Genomic DNA, 17,337 nt, shown 5'->3' on the forward strand with positions numbered 1-17,337 from the left:
AAAACTCCTTGCACCAGCGCTTTTTTTAATTTTTGGCGGTTCGTATTTTTATTACTAATATAATGGTGAAAATAATCAGGATAAAAACGCTAACGGCACTGCCTTCTATTCCAAAAGCGCCTCCTGTTAGCCAATCGCCCGAACTGCTATTCTTTTTTATTTCAAGCAAGCTCGTTCCAAACGATCCACCGGAAACTTCGAAGCCAAAAATATTCCCTTGAAGTAAGTTCCATGTGAAATGAAATCCGATAGCGGCCCATAGAGATTGAAATACTTCATAAATGAGCGCCAATACGACTCCTGCTAAAAAGATATTCAACATTGGCCATAGAGAGCCCCAAACTGCTGGATTTGCCGCGTGCATCAGTGCGAATAAGATGGAAGATACGATAATACCAATTGGCATCGTGTACCTTGTTTTGACTAAATTATAAATATATCCTCTTGAAAAAAGTTCCTCCCCAAGGGCAACGAGCAAAAATAGGACAACTGCTCTCCAAAACGAGGCGTCGGCTAATATGTGATGTATCGCAACGACCTTCACGCCACCGAACAACCAAATAATAAGAAAACTAGCGGTTATTGCAAGAATACCAAGTAAAGCACCGATTCCCATATTTTTAAAACTATGTGCATGACGCAGCTTTAATGAAAAATACCGTTTCTCTTTAAACGAATAATATAGAATAATTGCCGGAATAATCATCGCCACTGGTGTAAATATTTCTGCCATTTCCATGATAACATCCGTTGTACCCAAAAAGATCGCTATCACATACATGACACCGATCAATAGGGCAGTTGACACGAACATACCCACCAGTAATAGAGCTATCTTTCCACTAACTTCCCCTAACTTCTTCATAAAATCCCCCTTATTTGAATACCACTGTAAACGTCAAAATGCTGTCCTCAAAATCCACCGCAAAACTGGCGCCAGATTTTTTCGCTAACAAGTCGATGATTGCTAAGCCAAGACCAGTATTGTTACCACTTCGAACGCGATCTGCTGTATAGAATCGTTCAATTAATCGCGGTATATCTGCGTCCGTCAAATGACTGGCTTGATTGGCAAATGATAACCTAGCTTTTCCTTGTTGCGTTGTGAGCGATATTTTCATCGGGCCTTCTCCGTGTTTCAGCATATTCGAAATAAAGTTGTCCACCATTCGTTGTAACGCCTTATAATCTGCATTTATTTTAATACCAGGCTCCATCTCAAGTTCTGGTTGGACGCCTTTTTTCGAAAAATCTTCATAATAAGAGGCCACTGCTTCTGTTACAAAATTAGATAAATCAATCGATTCTAAGTGTAACTTCCCTTCATCGCTTGATAACTTCGATAAAACAAAGAAATTTTCAACGAGTTCGGTCAGGGTTTGGATTTTATTTTTGATGATGAGGCTATACTTCTCGCGTTCTTCTGGTGTCAATGTGTCGCGCTCCATGAGTTGTAAATAGCCAGATAAAGAGGTTAGCGGTGTTCTTAAGTCGTGGGAAACATTTTCAATTGTCTCCCGCAACTCTTTATTTAACATTTGGAATTTACGTTCCGTTTTCGATTTTGCGTCTAATAATTCGTTGACAGTGAGGAGTAGTTGCCTAACTTCTGGTGAAGCAATGTCCATGGTTAGCTGCTCATTGGAGCCTCGTCGCCTCGCGATATCTTTAATTTTTGCGGTTGTTGTTCGCAGTTGTTTCTTTATTAGAAATATCCAACCGAGCAAAATGACAATAACAACTCCTAAAATATAAACCACAGCGCTCCACTCCCCTCTCTGCCTTTATTTTAACATATTACTTGATCTCTTTATAGCGGAAAACCAACCAACCTAAAATCGTAAATATGACCATGTACGCGATTCCTGTTAGTATATTCGTTGTGATCGCGTGCTGACTTAAGGTTGATAGATCTGACATCACGCCAATTTTGCTGAATAGGAACATGTCTTTAATGATCGTCCATTTTGGTAGGAAAACATTGACTAGGTTCTTAATAATCGTTTCGCTGAATAAAAATACAAGAATGTACGTCACGATTGCGATGCTTTCTTTTGGAATGATGATGAATAGGAAAAAACCAATTGTGATTAGCGCCAGATATAGCGGTAATTGAGCCAACATGCTAAGTACTAATGCGCCAAAATCAAGATGTCCGACAAAAAGCTGTGCGGAAATTCCAATCGCCATTGTGTATACGACTAACATTAATGCTCCGACTGCCCAACCTGTTGCCAATTTTGAAAAGTAGAAAGTTGTGCGTGATACGCCTGATACGAGTACATTCTTTGCTACGCCTGCCGAGAATTCAATGCTCCATAGGTTCGAGAATATCGAGATGAACGCCATCGCTAGTACAATGGTAAATGACAACATAATTTGCGCGACCTGTGTTCCAGTAAGCATTTGAGTAAGTATATCCTTGTCTGCCGTGGTAAGCTCCGTTCCGCCTTCTGCCGATAAAGAAATCCAATCCACATTTAGCGCAAGGTATATCAGCCCTGAGACAGCTATCGCGATGATGATCAGTGTCGCGAACGGCATCCACATCTTCCCTTTTGTTAATCGATACGTATCTGCTCTCATTAATCCCATCATTTGTCTTCTCCTCCAATTAAATCAATAAAGTATTCTTCCAAATTCGCCTCTACGACTTTTAGTTCGGTAATAATAATCCCCGCGTCAAACATCACTTGGCTAATGCGCTCTGGGTGATCGATAAAATCGAAAATTCGGATACTGCCGTCGCTATGCACTTCATATTGATGCACTTCGAGAAAACTCTCCAAATGCATGACCGCTGCCTCTTTATTCACGGTTTTCAGAACAAGATAACGTCTGCTTTCCGATTCTAATTCTTCTTTTGAAAGCTCCTTCACCAGTCGTCCATTATTGATAATACCGTAACGGTTGGCTACTAGCGCTAATTCTGTCAAAATATGACTTGAGATAAAAACAGTTGTTCCGTATGCCTCATTTAATTTTAAAATAATGTTACGAATTTCGATAATTCCCATTGGGTCAAGACCGTTAATTGGCTCATCTAGAATGAGGAAATCTGGTTGGTGCAAAATAGCAAGTGCGATACCAAGACGTTGCTTCATTCCCATTGAAAAATTACGATATTTCTTGCGTCCTGTATTTTCTAAGCCGACAAATTCTAATACTTCGTCGATACGTTTTTTATCTGGAATTCCTTTTTGGAGGATGTAATAGTTAAGGTTCTGATAGGCCGTTAAATTTGGATATAAAGACGGGCCTTCAATGACCGCTCCCATACGTTTGCGTGCGAGTTTAATGTCTTTCGGGTGGCTGGAATCGAATAACGCGATGTCCCCGCCGTTTGTATGCATTAAATCTGTAATTAGACGAATAAAGGTTGTTTTACCTGCGCCATTCTTACCGATGAAGCCGTATATATCCCCCTTTTGAACCGTCATGTTGACATGATCCACTGCATAATTGTTACCAAATTTCTTTGAAAGTGCCGCTGTTTCTAGAACTATTTCTCTCATTTTATTATTCATTCCCTTCTTGGTTTTTGATTGCGTATTTGATTGCTTCTTTTCGATAACCTAACTATAACTTGGAAGTCTCAAGTTTTTATGAATGAAAACTTAAGGAAACATTAAGAAGTGCTGAGACAGCCCGTTAGGCCCGAAAAAATTTGTTAGGGGGCGCAGTAAAAGTCCTCTTTTGACTTTTGCGGAGGCCACGAAAATTTCGAGGGACTGGCTGTCGAAGCTGGATCGCGAGATTGGGATGCACAACTGAACAGATAATTCCCGCTGATGTGATGAGTGGTGTGAACAATTGCAAAACTAAGAAAAAAGTAGCAAACGAGCCAAAGAATTTAGAATTAGCTGGATTTTTGATGGAGGGATTTTTTCTCTAAGTTTTTTAAGCTAAGTACAAATAAAGCCAAGAAAAGATGGTTGCTCTCTTCTCGGCTTTGTTTCGTATAATGGATTTGTGCTGTCTCTGGTTTTGGTTTGGGTCATGTTTGGCCGCCTTCGGATCTAGCTCCAACAGCCAGATCCTCGAAATTTTCGGTGCCTCCGAAAAATCCAGGAGAGGGATTTATCTGCGCCCCCTAACAAATTTTGTCGGATCTAACGGGCTGTTTCCGCTTTTCAATTTTTCATTTTAAACCCAATCCCCCAAACCGTCTCCACAAACTCTTGCTCTGGCGCCACTTTTCCTAGCTTTCCGCGAATATTACTCATATGTACATTCACAGTGTTTTCATCAATGAACTCCGTCTCGCCCCAAACGGATGCGAAGATGTTCTCTTTTGTGAAAACTTTACTTGGGTTGCTAATCAATAATTGTAATATACCAAATTCACGTGCTGTCAGTCTTATTTCTGTTCCTTCGTATTGTGCGCTATAACGATCTGTTGATAACGATAATCCTTTCCAAGTTAACGATTTCTCCTCAACTGGTGCTGTCCCCGCTTTGCGCAACTGTACTTCTACTCGTGCCAGTAATTCTTCTATATCAAACGGTTTTGTCATATAATCGCTTGCTCCGAGTTTTAATAGCTCCACTTTGTCCATCACTGTATTTTTAGCTGATATAACGATAATCGGTACGGCTTGTTTGGCGGTGATTTCCGCAATGAGCTCCTCGCCTGTCATTCCTGGGAGCATCAAATCGCACAGTAACAGGTCAAATGTTTCGCTATTCCAATATAATTTCGCCTCGGTGCCTGAAAACGCTTGTGTGACCGTGTAGCCTTCGCGCGTTAACACATCTGAAATAAGGTGGTTGATATCATTGTCATCTTCTGCAATCAAAATTTTTCCTAAGTTCATGAATTCACGCCCCTTCTTTCCTCTATATTCTCATAATTATCCTAAAATCGCAAAAAAAGATAGCGATGCGAAAAACACCACTACCTTCTTCTGATTATATTTTCTCTTCTAAGAACTCACTGATTAATTCAAACGTTTCGTCTGTCGCAGCGGAAGGTGTATTCATGAAATCATGTGGTACCTTCTCAAAGCGCTTAGCAAACACTGGTACGCCAGCATCTTTTAGCTTTTTAGCATATCCTTCGCCTTGATCGCGCAATGGATCGTATTCAGCGGTTGCAATGAATGCTGCTGGTAATTCCGATGCATCTTTCGTACGGATCGGAGCAACTAGTGGATCATATTTACGATCTGTTGCGCCAGATAAGTAAAGCTTGAAGTATTTATCAAGCGATTCTTTTGTCAAAACATAGCCCTCTGCAAACTCGTCCATCGAAGGATATAATACCGAAGCATCTCGTGAGAAAATATCAACTGGTGGATATAGCAAAATTTGCTTCGTGATATTTGGTGTTCCTTTTGATTTAGCTAATTGAGAAACAACGGCAGCAATATTACCACCAGCGCTATCACCTGCTACAACGATTTCATTGGATTTAGAACGCAAGCTTGTTAAGTGTTTTGAAATCCAGACAAGTGTCGCATATGCATCTTCAATCGCTGCTGGGAAAGGATTTTCTGGTGCTAAACGATAATCTACTGAAATAACGCGATAGCCTGTTGTTTGCACTAATCTACGCGCAATACCATCTGTTGTTTGTACGCTACCAGTAACGAAACCGCCACCGTGAAAATAAACCATCAATGGGTATGGGCCGTCTACTTCTGGAGAATAAATACGCAGGTTGATTTTGCCGCCTGGACCGTCAATTTTTTTGTTTTCAATTTCGCCAACTTCAATTTCTTTAGCTGCTGGAAGTGCTTTTTGAGCTAAGCGAATGTATTTATAACGCGAATCTACATCCGAAAGTGGCGCTGTCTTTTTCACATAATCTTGCGCTGCTTCTTCTAAGTTGTCGAGTACTTTAGGATCGTATTCCCGTTTACCAACTGCTTTCTTATAGATGAAGAAAATCACAACTAGTGGTAATAACACGACGCTGACAATAATAACACCAATCCATTTTAATATCTGTTTCAATGACACTCACTCCTCATATATATTCTCAGTAATTCACCCTTTTAGTATAGCAGTTTTGAAAAATTTTAACCAATTTATAGGTCGGGAAAACACGCAAGTTGATGCGATTTCCGTTTCTAGATATCGGATATTTAAACATATTTATGAATAAATATAAATAAAATAGTTGAATTTCTATTCGTATGATGGTATTATTAGTTTTATCGAAATGTATAATTATTAATAAAAGGGGATGTAGAGATGACAAAAGAAAAAATCGTTCTTGCTTATTCTGGTGGTTTAGATACCTCCGTTGCCATTCAATGGTTGGCCGAAGAAAATTATGACGTGATTGCATGTTGTTTAGACGTTGGCGAAGGAAAAGACTTGGAATTTATTAAAGAAAAGGCGATTCAAGTTGGTGCTTCTGCCTCCTATACAATTGATGCGCGCGAGGAATTTGCGGAAGATTTTGCTTTAATCGCTCTGCAGGCCCACGCTTATTATGAAGGAAAGTATCCGCTGATTTCAGCACTTTCTCGTCCGTTGATTGCGAAAAAACTCGTGGAAGTCGCTAGACAAGAAGGCGCAGCCGCTATCGCTCACGGTTGTACTGGAAAAGGAAATGACCAAGTTCGTTTCGAAGTGGCAATCAACGCCCTAGCACCTGATTTGAAAGTCGTTGCGCCCGTTCGTGACTGGAAATGGTCGCGGGAAGAAGAAATCGAATACGCGCAAAAACATAATATTCCGGTTCCGATTGACCTCGATAATCCGTTTTCTATCGATCAAAACTTGTGGGGACGTTCCAATGAGTGTGGCGTTCTAGAAAATCCGTGGGTTGCACCGCCAGAAGCCGCGTATGACTTGACGGTTGCCCTAGAAGATACGCCAAATACACCAGAAATCATCGAAATCGAGTTTTTAGCTGGGGTTCCGGTTGCTTTGAACGGTGAGTCACTGAGCCTAGCTGTTCTGATTCAAAAATTAAACAAGATTGCCGGCGCGCACGGTGTTGGTAGGATTGATCATATTGAAAATCGTCTTGTCGGCATTAAATCACGCGAAGTTTACGAGTGCCCTGCTGCGGTTGCCCTAATTACGGCGCATAAAGAGCTAGAAGATTTGACGTTTGTTCGTGAAGTCGCGCATTTCAAACCGGTAATCGAGCAGAAAATCAGCGAAGTTATCTACAACGCGCTTTGGTTCTCACCGCTTACAAGTTCGCTCGTAGCCTTCTTGAAAGATACGCAAAAATATGTGAACGGTACGATTCGGATGAAACTTTTCAAAGGTCATGCGATTGTGGAAGGTCGTAAATCGCCGAATTCATTGTATGACGAGAACTTGGCCACGTACACTTCGGCGGATACATTCGACCAAGATGCAGCGGTTGGATTCATCAAACTTTGGGGCTTGCCAACGAAAGTTAGCGCAGAAGTCAACTCAAAATTAAACGCGAAAACAGAGGTGTAAACAATGGAAAAATTATGGGGCGGTCGTTTTCAAGGAAAAAGTGAGGCGTGGATCGATGAATTCGGCGCCTCGATTTCCTTTGATGCAAAACTGGCAAAACAAGATATCACGGGAAGCTTGGCGCATGTGGCAATGCTCGGGAAATGTGGCATTATTTCGGTGGATGAAGCGGCGCAAATCACGGCTGGACTTGAGGTTCTGGTTGGAAAATTGGCGGCTGGTGAATTGGAATTTAGCGTGGTGAACGAGGATATTCATCTGAACATCGAGAAATTGCTACATGAAGAAATAGGTCCTGTGGCTGGGAAATTACATACGGCGCGGAGTCGGAATGACCAGGTCGCGACGGATATGCATTTGTATTTGAAGGAAGCGGTGACCGAGATTATGGCTTCTTTGGCGCATTTGCGGACGGTGCTTGTGGTGAAAGCGGAGAGTCATGTCGAGACGATTATGCCTGGTTATACGCATTTGCAACACGCGCAGCCAATTTCTTTCGCGCATCATTTATTGGCTTATTACGGTATGTTTAGCCGTGATTTGGAGCGTTTGACGGAGAGCATGAAGCGGATTGATATTTCCCCTCTTGGTTGTGCGGCGCTCGCCGGGACGACTTTTCCGATTGATCGGGCGTTTAGTTCTGAACAACTTGGTTTTAGCGCGATGTATGATAATAGTTTGGACGGCGTTAGTGATCGCGATTTTATTATCGAATTTTTGAGTAATAGCGCCCTTTTGATGACGCATTTGTCGCGTTTTTGTGAGGAATTGATTTTGTGGACGAGCCATGAGTTCCAGTTTGTCGAGTTGATTGACGCGTTTGCGACGGGAAGCAGCATTATGCCACAGAAAAAAAACCCCGATATGGCGGAGTTGATTCGTGGGAAAACTGGGCGTGTTTACGGCAATCTATTCGGACTTTTGACGGTGCTTAAAGGCTTACCTCTCGCGTATAATAAGGATTTGCAGGAAGACAAAGAAGGCATGTTTGACACGGTTCATACGGTGAAAACGAGCCTCGATATTTTTGCGGGGATGATTGAAACAATGAAGGTGAACGAAACCGTGATGGAAAACGCGACGCAAAAAGATTTTTCTAATGCGACTGAACTTGCCGACTACCTTGCTAAAAAAGGCGTTCCATTCCGCGAAGCCCACGAAATCGTTGGGAAACTCGTGCTCGATTGTACGCAAAAAGGGATCTACTTGCAGGATGTGGCGCTCGAAGATTATCAATCTATTCAGCCCGTTATTGAGCAAGATATTTATGACGCGCTGGCTTCCTACACCGCCGTTGCGAAACGTAATTCCTATGGTGGTACAGGTTTCGACCAGATTAAAGCGATGATTGAAAAAGCAAAACAAACACTATAAAAATAGGATTGGATGTCAGCATAATGATTTGACGTCCAATCCTATTTTTTATTTGATGGTTAAAGCACTTGCCGTTTCTGTTGCTTGCGTCATCATTTCTTGAATCAGCGCGTCAACAGGTTTAATTTCGGTAATCATGCCTGTAATTTGCCCCGCCATAACCGAACCGTTTTCCGTGTCGCCTTCTTGCACAGCTTTGCGTAGTGAGCCGAGTGTCAATTCTTCGAGCACATCGCGATCCACATTTTCGTCTTCTAGTCGTTGATATTCTTTAATCATTTTATTTTTGATGCTGCGGACTGGCGCGCCGTTACGACGTCCTGTCACAACTGTATCGCGATCTTTCGCCTTCAAACAAGCTAACTTGAAATTCTCGTGTACAGGACATTCATCCGTTGCGAGGAACCTGGTTCCAATCTGAACACCTTGGGCTCCAAGCGCAAAAGCTGCGGCAATCCCGCGTCCATCACCAATCCCGCCAGCCGCAATAACTGGAATCGACACAGCGTCTACTACTTGCGGCAAAAGCGCCATCGTTGTTGTTTCGCCAACATGTCCACCAGCTTCCGTACCTTCCGCCACAACAGCGTCAGCGCCAAGCTGCTCCATTTTGCGTGCAATCATCACAGAAGGAACAACTGGAATCACAGTAATCCCTGCTTCCTTCCAGATTGGCATATACGTTTTCGGTGTTCCCGCGCCTGTCGTGACTACTTTCACGCCTTCTTCAATAATCACCGTCGTTAATTCCTCGATATTCGTCATCATCAGCATCAAGTTAACGCCAAACGGTTTATCCGTCAACGCTTTTGTTTTCTGAATTTCGGCGCGCAGTTCCTCTCCGCTCATACCGCCCGATGCGATAATTCCGAGTCCGCCAGCATTCGACACAGCTGCAACAAGCGGCGCCTTCGCGATTTGTGCCATCGCACCTTGCATAATAGGATATTTGATGTGTAATAATTCCGTTATTGACATGATTTTCTCCTCCGATACAGTTTTCCATAAGATCCTTACTCCATGTATATTTTCTCACAATGGCATTCAAAAAACAACCACCTCATCAAAAAATGGTTGTTCTCCGCTTTATATCAATGCGCTTCTTTCGCCTTCACTGCCAGCAAAATACAGCCCGTAATCCCAGCATCATCCTCCAATTTCGGCGGAACAATATATTCTTCCAAATTCGGTAATTGGATATAACCTGCGATCAACGTCTTTAATTTTTTACGAACTAGCGGGAATACTTGGCGCTGTTTCATTACGCCACCACCGATCACAATTCGCTCTGGTGACAAAATTAAGCTATAGTTCATCAAGGCTTGTGCGATATAATGCGCTTCTAAATTCCAAACTTCTTCATTTTCAGCTAGTTCTATGCTTTTTTTACCCCAACGTTTTTCAATCGCGCCACCCGCTGCTAGACCCTCTAGACAATCATCATGATACGGACAATTCCCTTGATAGCGATCGTGTTTATGGCGTCGCACCATAATATGCCCCATTTCTGGATGCGAATATCCTTCTAATATCTTACCGTTGACCACAGCGCCAGCACCGATTCCAGTACCAATCGTAATGTACATACAACTCGATAACCCTTCTGCCGCACCAAGCGTCACCTCACCAAGCGCTGCCGCATTCACGTCCGTTGTAAATCCGATCGGCACAGAAAAAGCTTTTTTGAGCGCACCAACAATATCATAATTTCGCCATGCCAACTTCGGTGTAGACGTGATATAACCATACGTAGGACTCGATTTACGCACATCTATCGGACCAAACGACCCAACACCAATCGCCTCTAATTCCCCTTCATACTGCTTAAAAAATTGCTCCACAGACCGCATTGTTTCCGCAGGTTCCGTTGTCGGGTAAGTCTCCCGTTTTAAAACATTACCAGACGCATCACCAACCGCCACAACAAATTTCGTACCACCAGCCTCAATCGCTCCAAAAACCATTCGCTTCACTCCTCATTCATTTATGTATTCGTTTTCATTCTACATCACAAAAGCTTATTTTAAAAGTCTATTGTCTAAAAACTCATCATTTAGATTCTAAATACCTAATTTAACAGATATTTAAACCTAAAAAATCACTTTCTAAATATCCAGCGACACAACCGCTCATATTCCTTGAAATAAGCCGGAATTTCCTCGTCTCGAAGCCCCTCATACATATTGCTCACAATACCTTCATTGTACCATTTTTGCAATTCATAACCGCGTTTAAAATAGCCCCAGACCTTGTTTCCTTCTGAACTCAGCGCATATTTAATAGACTGCAAGTTATCCAATTTATCCGCTACGATAATTGCCTTTTCCTCCAAAGTCCCCGTTCGAACCGCGTCAATCGTATGACTTTTGCGTTCCTCCCATGTTTGCGATTTATCCTCCGTATGCGATTCCACAAGCTTTGCCACATCATTACCAAAAAGCGCCCGAATCTCATCCAACGTTACCGGCGTGTCCTCCACCACATCGTGCAAAAATCCTGCTGCCACAACCTCCTCGCGAAACCCCGCTTTGCGCAACAAATTAGCCACATTCCGCGGATGCGAAAAATACGGCTCACCGGTTATTTTACGACGCTGCATCTGATGCGCCTTCGCTGCAAAAGCACTCGCTTGCTGGTACATTTCCATTCTCCTTTAATTCAAACGCAGGGCTAAAGAAAATGAAATAGCCCCAGTTTGAGTGTAATTCTTTAAATTTATACCATCTGTCGTCACGCGCTGTGATGAATTTGCCTATCACCTAGCTCTTGCAGCGGTCGATTCGTATCCTGGATAATATCCTGGAAAGCCACGAAATCTTCCTCAGCAATGCTTGTAGCCTCTCTCATCACGATCCAAGTCACTCCTTCGAATGTCGGCGGTGTCGTTAACGATCCTTGGTACTTAAAGTATGCTCTTTTTTCAGGTAAAAAGCCAGAAACATCTAACGAAATCTCTTTTTCAATGCCAAAATCAGCAAATACTTGTGGAAAAATCTCCGCTAGCTCGCCAAAATCGCTACCTTCTAATTCCTGCTCCATCCAAACGGCTAGAACAAGACGCTCTCCTAATTCATTCATGTGCACCAAATGCCATTCCATCGCAAAATAGTGCTCGTTTAGCGTGTGCTCACTCGGTATATGACCATGAAACGCGATCAAATTATATCTTTTCCCATCAAACGTCAATCCTTGTTCCTTGTCCTTTGGAAAAAGATGCACCGAATTCTCGACACGTCTTACTGTATATTTTGTTGGCTTATAATTCAGTTCTAGCGGTGCAGCCCCCTGTACTTCCATCACTTTCTCCATATGAATATCTATTGGTGACTGGCTCTTTCCAGACTTTGCGATTTCATACTCCTCACAAATATGTCCCCAATAATGCGGTCCCTTTTCCCCTTCATAGGACCATTTCACAAGTGGCTCTGTCATGCATCATTCCTCTTTTCATAAAAATTTGCGCTTTATTTTGTAACCCCTATTATGCAAATATTTCGTGAATAGTTCCTCAAGTTATTTTTTTATGTTCTTTTTATTATACTGAAAATCTGCGAAATTGCCAGTATGTTTTCTCGAAGAACAAAAAAATACCCATAAAATCTAGGTATTTCCTTGATCTATTAAACCTTAAATAAGGCTTTAGAAAGCTCTTCTATGCTCGTAAATTCCTCCAAATTAAATAACTGTGGCAGCTTGTAAAAAACGTCCATCGTGTGGTGTTGCGTAAGTCCATATGCTTGTCTATAAATCGCAAGTACAAGTGCCTTATGCGCAAAATCCTCCGTCACCGGCCAATGACTAGCCTCCAAAAACAAACGTAATAACTGCTTATCACAATCAAATAAATCCAGATGTAGTTTAGCAAGCTCATAATGCCGATCAAAAACAGCTGCGTCACCCCAATCAATGATACCAGTTAACCTGCCGTTCGCCGTAAAAACATGGCGTTCCATCAAATCACCATGAACAAATACAGTATCAAGCGGTGGCACTCTATCAACATACGCCTCAATTTGCGGTATCAAATGCGCAGGAAATGAGCTTTGTTGCGCCGCCGAAATAAGATCCAGTTCAAGAAGGCTTGTCTCGTAATCCTTTGAAAAAGCAAGCGCGTGAACAAGCCCAATTTGGCGACCTAAATCCATCGCAACCGCTTGTTTTTCTAGCCCTGTCAGATCCGAATGTTCCCATGATAATCCCGACATCTTGCTCATAACAAGATATCCCCACGCATCATCATACAAAATACCAGACGCCAAAATCGTCGGCACCGCTATCTCTATCCTTTGCGCCAACACCATTTGTGCGACTTTTTCCTGTTCAAAACTTGTACGCCATTGCTTCGTGTATCCAAAAAACTTAACAACGACTTCACCATGAATGATCGTTGGATACGTCCCGCCAGTTCCTGCCACAGGCTCCCATTCACCAACGAGCAAATCATGTCGTATCAAAACTTCCTTCGCATGTGGCCACCAAAATTCGGCACATTCCAACTGCTCTCGGAAATCCGCTAATGACGCAAAAATAGGTTTTTCTAGCATCTCCCTAGCTCCTTACTTAAAAATAATCAGAGAAATAAGGCGTCTCATTCGGAATCATTTTCTCCAGCTGCTTTATAACCGCGTCACTCGCCATCAAGCGTCCATTTTTGCGTAAATATTTCGGACGTTTGTAGCCAAAGAACATCGTTGTCAACGTCTGTATATCAATCTCAACCGCTTCACCACGCGCTTCCTTCACTATTTTAAAATCACCGTCTTCATCCCACTCAAACGCAAATACGCCTTGATTCCATTCCAGCAAACTATCCGTCACAACAAAATGAAAATCAGCCTGTTTTTCCGCAAATGGAAACTTCCTGAAGAATCCTTCCACATCAACAATCCGCGCCATATAATACGGGTGAATCGTCTCCGTAATATCACTATCTTCCATCAAGAATGCAATCGGTTCATTCGTGTACATTTTCCCTTTCACATGCGTTACCATCGAAAAATGCGCACTAATAAAATTCCACAAACCATGTCGCGCTTCTTGCGTTAAATAAACCATTTCCTTCATATGAAAAACATCATCTGCAATCCAATAATACATAAAGCCTTGTGGTTCGTTTTTCTCATCATAATACACTGCCGCGATCATTTCCTCGCGTTCCCAGCGCCAATATTCTTCCCAAGCAAGCGAATCACGAATCATCGCCACATGTTGCGTTTTAGCGAAGTGATCATATGTTTTCAGCACATCTTCATGCTCAATATCAAGACGCTCGACCATACCACGAACGGGCACATTTTCTGGAAGTTGCGTATCTTTAATAGTAAACGTCATCACATCCGAAATAATTTCCCAGCCTTTTCGACGATAGTATGGCACAGAATATGGATACAAATACGAAATCGTCTGTTCCCGATCACGCATTTCCTTCAAACTTTGTCGCATTAAACGGTGCATCAAACCAAAATTAGCATACTCTGGATACGTTCCAACTCCAGTCACACCGCCCATTTTAAAAATTTCACCAAAGATGTTTACATGCATTGGATAGACTGCCATTTGCGAGATCAACTTATCCCCGTCAAACCAGCCAATCACATCCGCTTTTCGCAAGACCGGACGTTTTGCTTGTTCAATCTCATCCTCCGCCCAGCCAACTTCGTGAAGCTCCTGATTCGTCACCTGAAACACATAGCGTAACAACTCATTAAACTGCGATAAATGCTCCATTTCCAATTTTTTCATCTCTAAGCGATCTTGGACATTTTGCTGTCCCATATTTTCTACCTCTCTCCTCGAATTTTACCAATATCGATTTTCACAATATACCTCTCTATTGTACATGGAAACCGCCCTATTTCGCAATCCCTTTACTTTCGTTTTGCAACCACTTCTTGGTAACGCGCTTCCAACTCGGCTTTTTTCACTGCCGTTAATTGCGGGTCCATCAGTTTTGCCGCGATAGCCGACATCTCCATTTCGATCAATAATTTATCTTCTTCTATACGCGTTTCAGACGTCTTTTTCGCGTCTTCCCATTCGTCATAACTACCAGCAAACAGCTGCAATTTCTCATTTTCCAAAACCAAAAGTGTCGTCGCAACCTTCCTCACAAAAGTCCGATCATGTGATACAAATAAAACCGTTCCAGAATAGCCATCAATCAGCTCTTCCAATGCCTTCATCGCGTTAATGTCCAAATAATTTGTCGGCTCATCTAAAATTAGCACGTTCGCATCACTCAGTAAAATCATCGCCAGCGACAACTTCACGCGCTCTCCACCAGATAAAACCGTTGTGTCTTTCACCAAATCATCCGCAACAAACTGCAAACTACCAAGACAATCCCGATTCATTTGGTCATCATGAACGCTGACTTCTTTGATGTTCTCCCACAATGTTTTTGTAAGATCCACTTGTTTCAACTGCTGATCAAAATAAGCAATTTTAACCTTATCTCCTCGCGTAACAGCATCATTTTCGTTCATAATTTGACGTAAAAATGTTGTTTTACCACTCGCATTTTTCCCGATTAGCGCTATTTTCTCACCACTTTTCAAACTAAAAGTCGCGTCTGAAAACAGCATTTTTTTGCCTGCTTTCGCGCTCAATTTATTCGTCCGCAGCACCGTATTTCCTTGCTTAATTTGACTTCCTTCTGGCAACGTAATTTTAATCGTTTTTTGGCGAAATGGCTTATCAACTTTCTCCAAACGGTCTATTCGTTGTTCGAGCGCCTTAATTGTCTTATGTTGCTTCTTCTCCTGGACACCCTTTCCCGGTTTCGCTGCTCGGATCTGTCTTGAGGAGAAGCGTTTGTTCGGTTTTCGGAGTCCTTGCGCCGTTTTTTCATGATGCTCTTGCGACTCCTCTAATTGCCGTTTTTTAGCTTGGTATTGCTCATAGCCTGCCTCAGCTCTATCTCGTTCCAGCCCTTTCGCAGCCTCATACGCGCTATAATTTCCTGGATAAACCGTGATTCGCGCTTGATCCAATTCCCAAATCGTCGTACAAATCGCGTCCAAGAACATCCGATCATGTGAAATCACGAATAGAGTCCCAGCAAACCGCTTCCACTGCCGCTCCAAATGTTTCACGCTATCCACATCCAAATTCGATGTCGGTTCATCCGCAAAAAGTAAATTCGGTTGTTCCGCTAAAATCCGTTGCACCGCTTTCCGCGTTTTCTCACCACCAGAAAGTTTCGCATCCTCGGGCAAAATTTGCGGGATATATCCCACCGTCCCATTTCGCGTGACATTGCCTTGATCAGGGGTTTGTTCCCCAACCATGATTTCAAGCAACGTCGTCTTTCCAAGTCCGTTGCGCCCAACAATCCCAATCCGTTCACCACGATTCGCCGTCAAGTGCGGAATTTCAAACAACACCCGATCCGCGATTTCTTTCTTCACATCATTTATCTCTAGTAACATAAAAAAACCTCCTATTCATTCTAGAATAGGAAGTCAGAAAACAAGCCTGTTAGCCGTTGCCAACACACAAACTCATCTTTATTCGCGCTGCGTCATTTTGAGCACAGCAATCCCATTCTAGAAAATTTCGTTCGCTAAAAAATCAGGCACACAGCCCGTTTTCTTTAACGCTTATTCGAATTCTCTTATAAAATAGGATTACATTTTCATCGGCTCAAAAGACACCCCTTCGCATTTAATGGTTTCATTATAGCTCATTCTTCACAAAAAGTAAACCTTCATTCTTCTGCTGGAATTTTAGCTTCGAACTCTTTTTCTTTCGCTAAATTTTTCTTATAAGCCAAATAATAAAATAGGGCAACGAACACAGCCCCGCCGACAACATTCCCAAAATAAACTGGAATCACGTTGTTAATAAAGTCACCCCACGAGTAGCTTCCTGCGAAAATCGCCGCTGGAATGATGAACATATTGGCGACAACGTGCTGAAAACCGATAGCTACGAATGCCATAACGGGAAACCAAATCCCTAGAATTTTGCCAGTGAAGTCTTTCGCCGCGTAGCAAAGCCAAACCGCAATACTTACAAACCAGTTACAGCCAATTCCTGACACAAAGGCGACCCAGAACGGATCTTTTATTTTCGCCCCCGCCGTAGCAATGGTTTTAGCCAAAAAATCGCCTTCTGTGAGACCGACAAAATGCCCGAAGAAAAAGGCAATCGCGATCGCTCCCACGAAATTCATAATTGTCACAATTCCCCAATTACGCAATAACTGCTTCATCGAAATTTTGCGATCAAACCAGGCCAGCGCAACGACCATCATGTTTCCTGTGATCAGTTCGCCACCACCTAACAAAATGCAGACCAAGCCTACCGGAAACAGGCTAGCTCCGATAAATGTCGCGAAACTTCCCCATTCATGTGGCATCGTTCCAACCGCGCGAATATAGAGTAAATAGCCGAGCGAGATAAACGCACCACCGAGAAAACCCAAAATAACGAGTGCGAATGTGGAAGTTTCTGCTTTTGCGACCCCTTTCTTAATTGTCTCATCTACTGTCTCTTGTGGTGTATAGTATGCGCCCACAAAAATCCCTTCTTTCGTCTGTTTTTCTA

Annotated in this window: 16 protein-coding genes; 2 read left to right on the forward strand and 14 right to left on the reverse strand. The window is 42.6% G+C overall.

Annotated elements, in window-relative coordinates; translation table 11 throughout:
* Positions 1–25: 25 nt before the first annotated feature.
* The 6 genes from UE46_RS12575 to UE46_RS12600 form a co-directional block, all read right to left on the reverse strand.
* Positions 26–865: a CPBP family intramembrane glutamic endopeptidase gene (locus UE46_RS12575; protein ID WP_036058756.1), complete on the reverse strand. Its 840-nt coding sequence runs from the start codon at positions 863–865 to the stop codon at positions 26–28.
* Positions 866–875: 10 nt separating this feature from the next.
* A complete protein-coding gene (locus UE46_RS12580; RefSeq protein ID WP_036058755.1) occupies positions 876–1,760 on the reverse strand; it encodes a sensor histidine kinase in 885 nt (294 codons plus the stop codon).
* Positions 1,761–1,797: 37 nt separating this feature from the next.
* A complete protein-coding gene (locus UE46_RS12585; RefSeq protein ID WP_036058753.1) occupies positions 1,798–2,598 on the reverse strand; it encodes an ABC-2 family transporter permease in 801 nt (266 codons plus the stop codon).
* Positions 2,595–3,527: an ATP-binding cassette domain-containing protein gene (locus UE46_RS12590; RefSeq protein WP_233230931.1), complete on the reverse strand. Its 933-nt coding sequence runs from the start codon at positions 3,525–3,527 to the stop codon at positions 2,595–2,597. The genes UE46_RS12585 and UE46_RS12590 overlap by 4 nt, the downstream gene beginning before the upstream one ends.
* Positions 3,528–4,133: 606 nt before the next feature.
* Positions 4,134–4,817: a response regulator transcription factor gene (locus tag UE46_RS12595; RefSeq protein ID WP_036058750.1), complete on the reverse strand. Its 684-nt coding sequence runs from the start codon at positions 4,815–4,817 to the stop codon at positions 4,134–4,136.
* A gap of 94 nt (positions 4,818–4,911) precedes the next feature.
* Positions 4,912–5,958, reverse strand: a complete 1,047-nt coding sequence (locus UE46_RS12600) for an alpha/beta hydrolase (RefSeq protein WP_036058749.1) — start codon at positions 5,956–5,958, stop codon at positions 4,912–4,914.
* A 240-nt stretch (positions 5,959–6,198) separates the two neighbouring features.
* Between UE46_RS12600 and UE46_RS12605 the strand changes: the two genes are divergently transcribed.
* Positions 6,199–7,413 (forward strand): argininosuccinate synthase, encoded by a 1,215-nt coding sequence (locus UE46_RS12605; protein WP_036058747.1) that lies wholly within the window; start codon positions 6,199–6,201, stop codon positions 7,411–7,413.
* Positions 7,414–7,416: 3 nt separating this feature from the next.
* The gene (gene argH / locus UE46_RS12610) at positions 7,417–8,787 is read left to right on the forward strand and encodes an argininosuccinate lyase (RefSeq protein ID WP_118907672.1); all 1,371 of its coding nucleotides are present in this window, start codon (positions 7,417–7,419) and stop codon (positions 8,785–8,787) included.
* A 48-nt stretch (positions 8,788–8,835) separates the two neighbouring features.
* Here argH and UE46_RS12615 read toward each other — a convergent pair whose 3' ends face one another.
* The 8 genes from UE46_RS12615 to UE46_RS12650 all read right to left on the reverse strand — a co-directional run bounded on the left by UE46_RS12615 (position 8,836) and on the right by UE46_RS12650 (position 17,308).
* Positions 8,836–9,765, reverse strand: a complete 930-nt coding sequence (locus tag UE46_RS12615) for a nitronate monooxygenase (RefSeq protein ID WP_036058746.1) — start codon at positions 9,763–9,765, stop codon at positions 8,836–8,838.
* 113 nt (positions 9,766–9,878) lie between these two features.
* Positions 9,879–10,751 (reverse strand): ROK family protein, encoded by an 873-nt coding sequence (locus UE46_RS12620; RefSeq protein WP_036058743.1) that lies wholly within the window; start codon positions 10,749–10,751, stop codon positions 9,879–9,881.
* 134 nt (positions 10,752–10,885) lie between these two features.
* Positions 10,886–11,428, reverse strand: a complete 543-nt coding sequence (locus UE46_RS12625) for an HD domain-containing protein (RefSeq protein WP_036058741.1) — start codon at positions 11,426–11,428, stop codon at positions 10,886–10,888.
* An 89-nt stretch (positions 11,429–11,517) separates the two neighbouring features.
* Complete coding sequence (locus UE46_RS12630; RefSeq protein ID WP_036058739.1) at positions 11,518–12,219, reverse strand: carbonic anhydrase; 702 nt, start codon at positions 12,217–12,219, stop codon at positions 11,518–11,520.
* 188 nt (positions 12,220–12,407) lie between these two features.
* Positions 12,408–13,331, reverse strand: a complete 924-nt coding sequence (locus UE46_RS12635) for a phosphotransferase (RefSeq protein ID WP_036058737.1) — start codon at positions 13,329–13,331, stop codon at positions 12,408–12,410.
* A gap of 16 nt (positions 13,332–13,347) precedes the next feature.
* The gene (locus tag UE46_RS12640) at positions 13,348–14,562 is read right to left on the reverse strand and encodes a GNAT family N-acetyltransferase (RefSeq protein ID WP_036058735.1); all 1,215 of its coding nucleotides are present in this window, start codon (positions 14,560–14,562) and stop codon (positions 13,348–13,350) included.
* 92 nt (positions 14,563–14,654) lie between these two features.
* Complete coding sequence (gene abc-f, locus UE46_RS12645; RefSeq protein WP_118907673.1) at positions 14,655–16,217, reverse strand: ribosomal protection-like ABC-F family protein; 1,563 nt, start codon at positions 16,215–16,217, stop codon at positions 14,655–14,657.
* Between the two features lie 278 nt (positions 16,218–16,495).
* Positions 16,496–17,308: a formate/nitrite transporter family protein gene (locus tag UE46_RS12650; RefSeq protein ID WP_036058734.1), complete on the reverse strand. Its 813-nt coding sequence runs from the start codon at positions 17,306–17,308 to the stop codon at positions 16,496–16,498.
* Between the last annotated feature and the right edge of the window lie 29 nt (positions 17,309–17,337).

The organism is Listeria weihenstephanensis (assembly GCF_003534205.1).
Classification (GTDB): domain Bacteria; phylum Bacillota; class Bacilli; order Lactobacillales; family Listeriaceae; genus Listeria_A; species Listeria_A weihenstephanensis.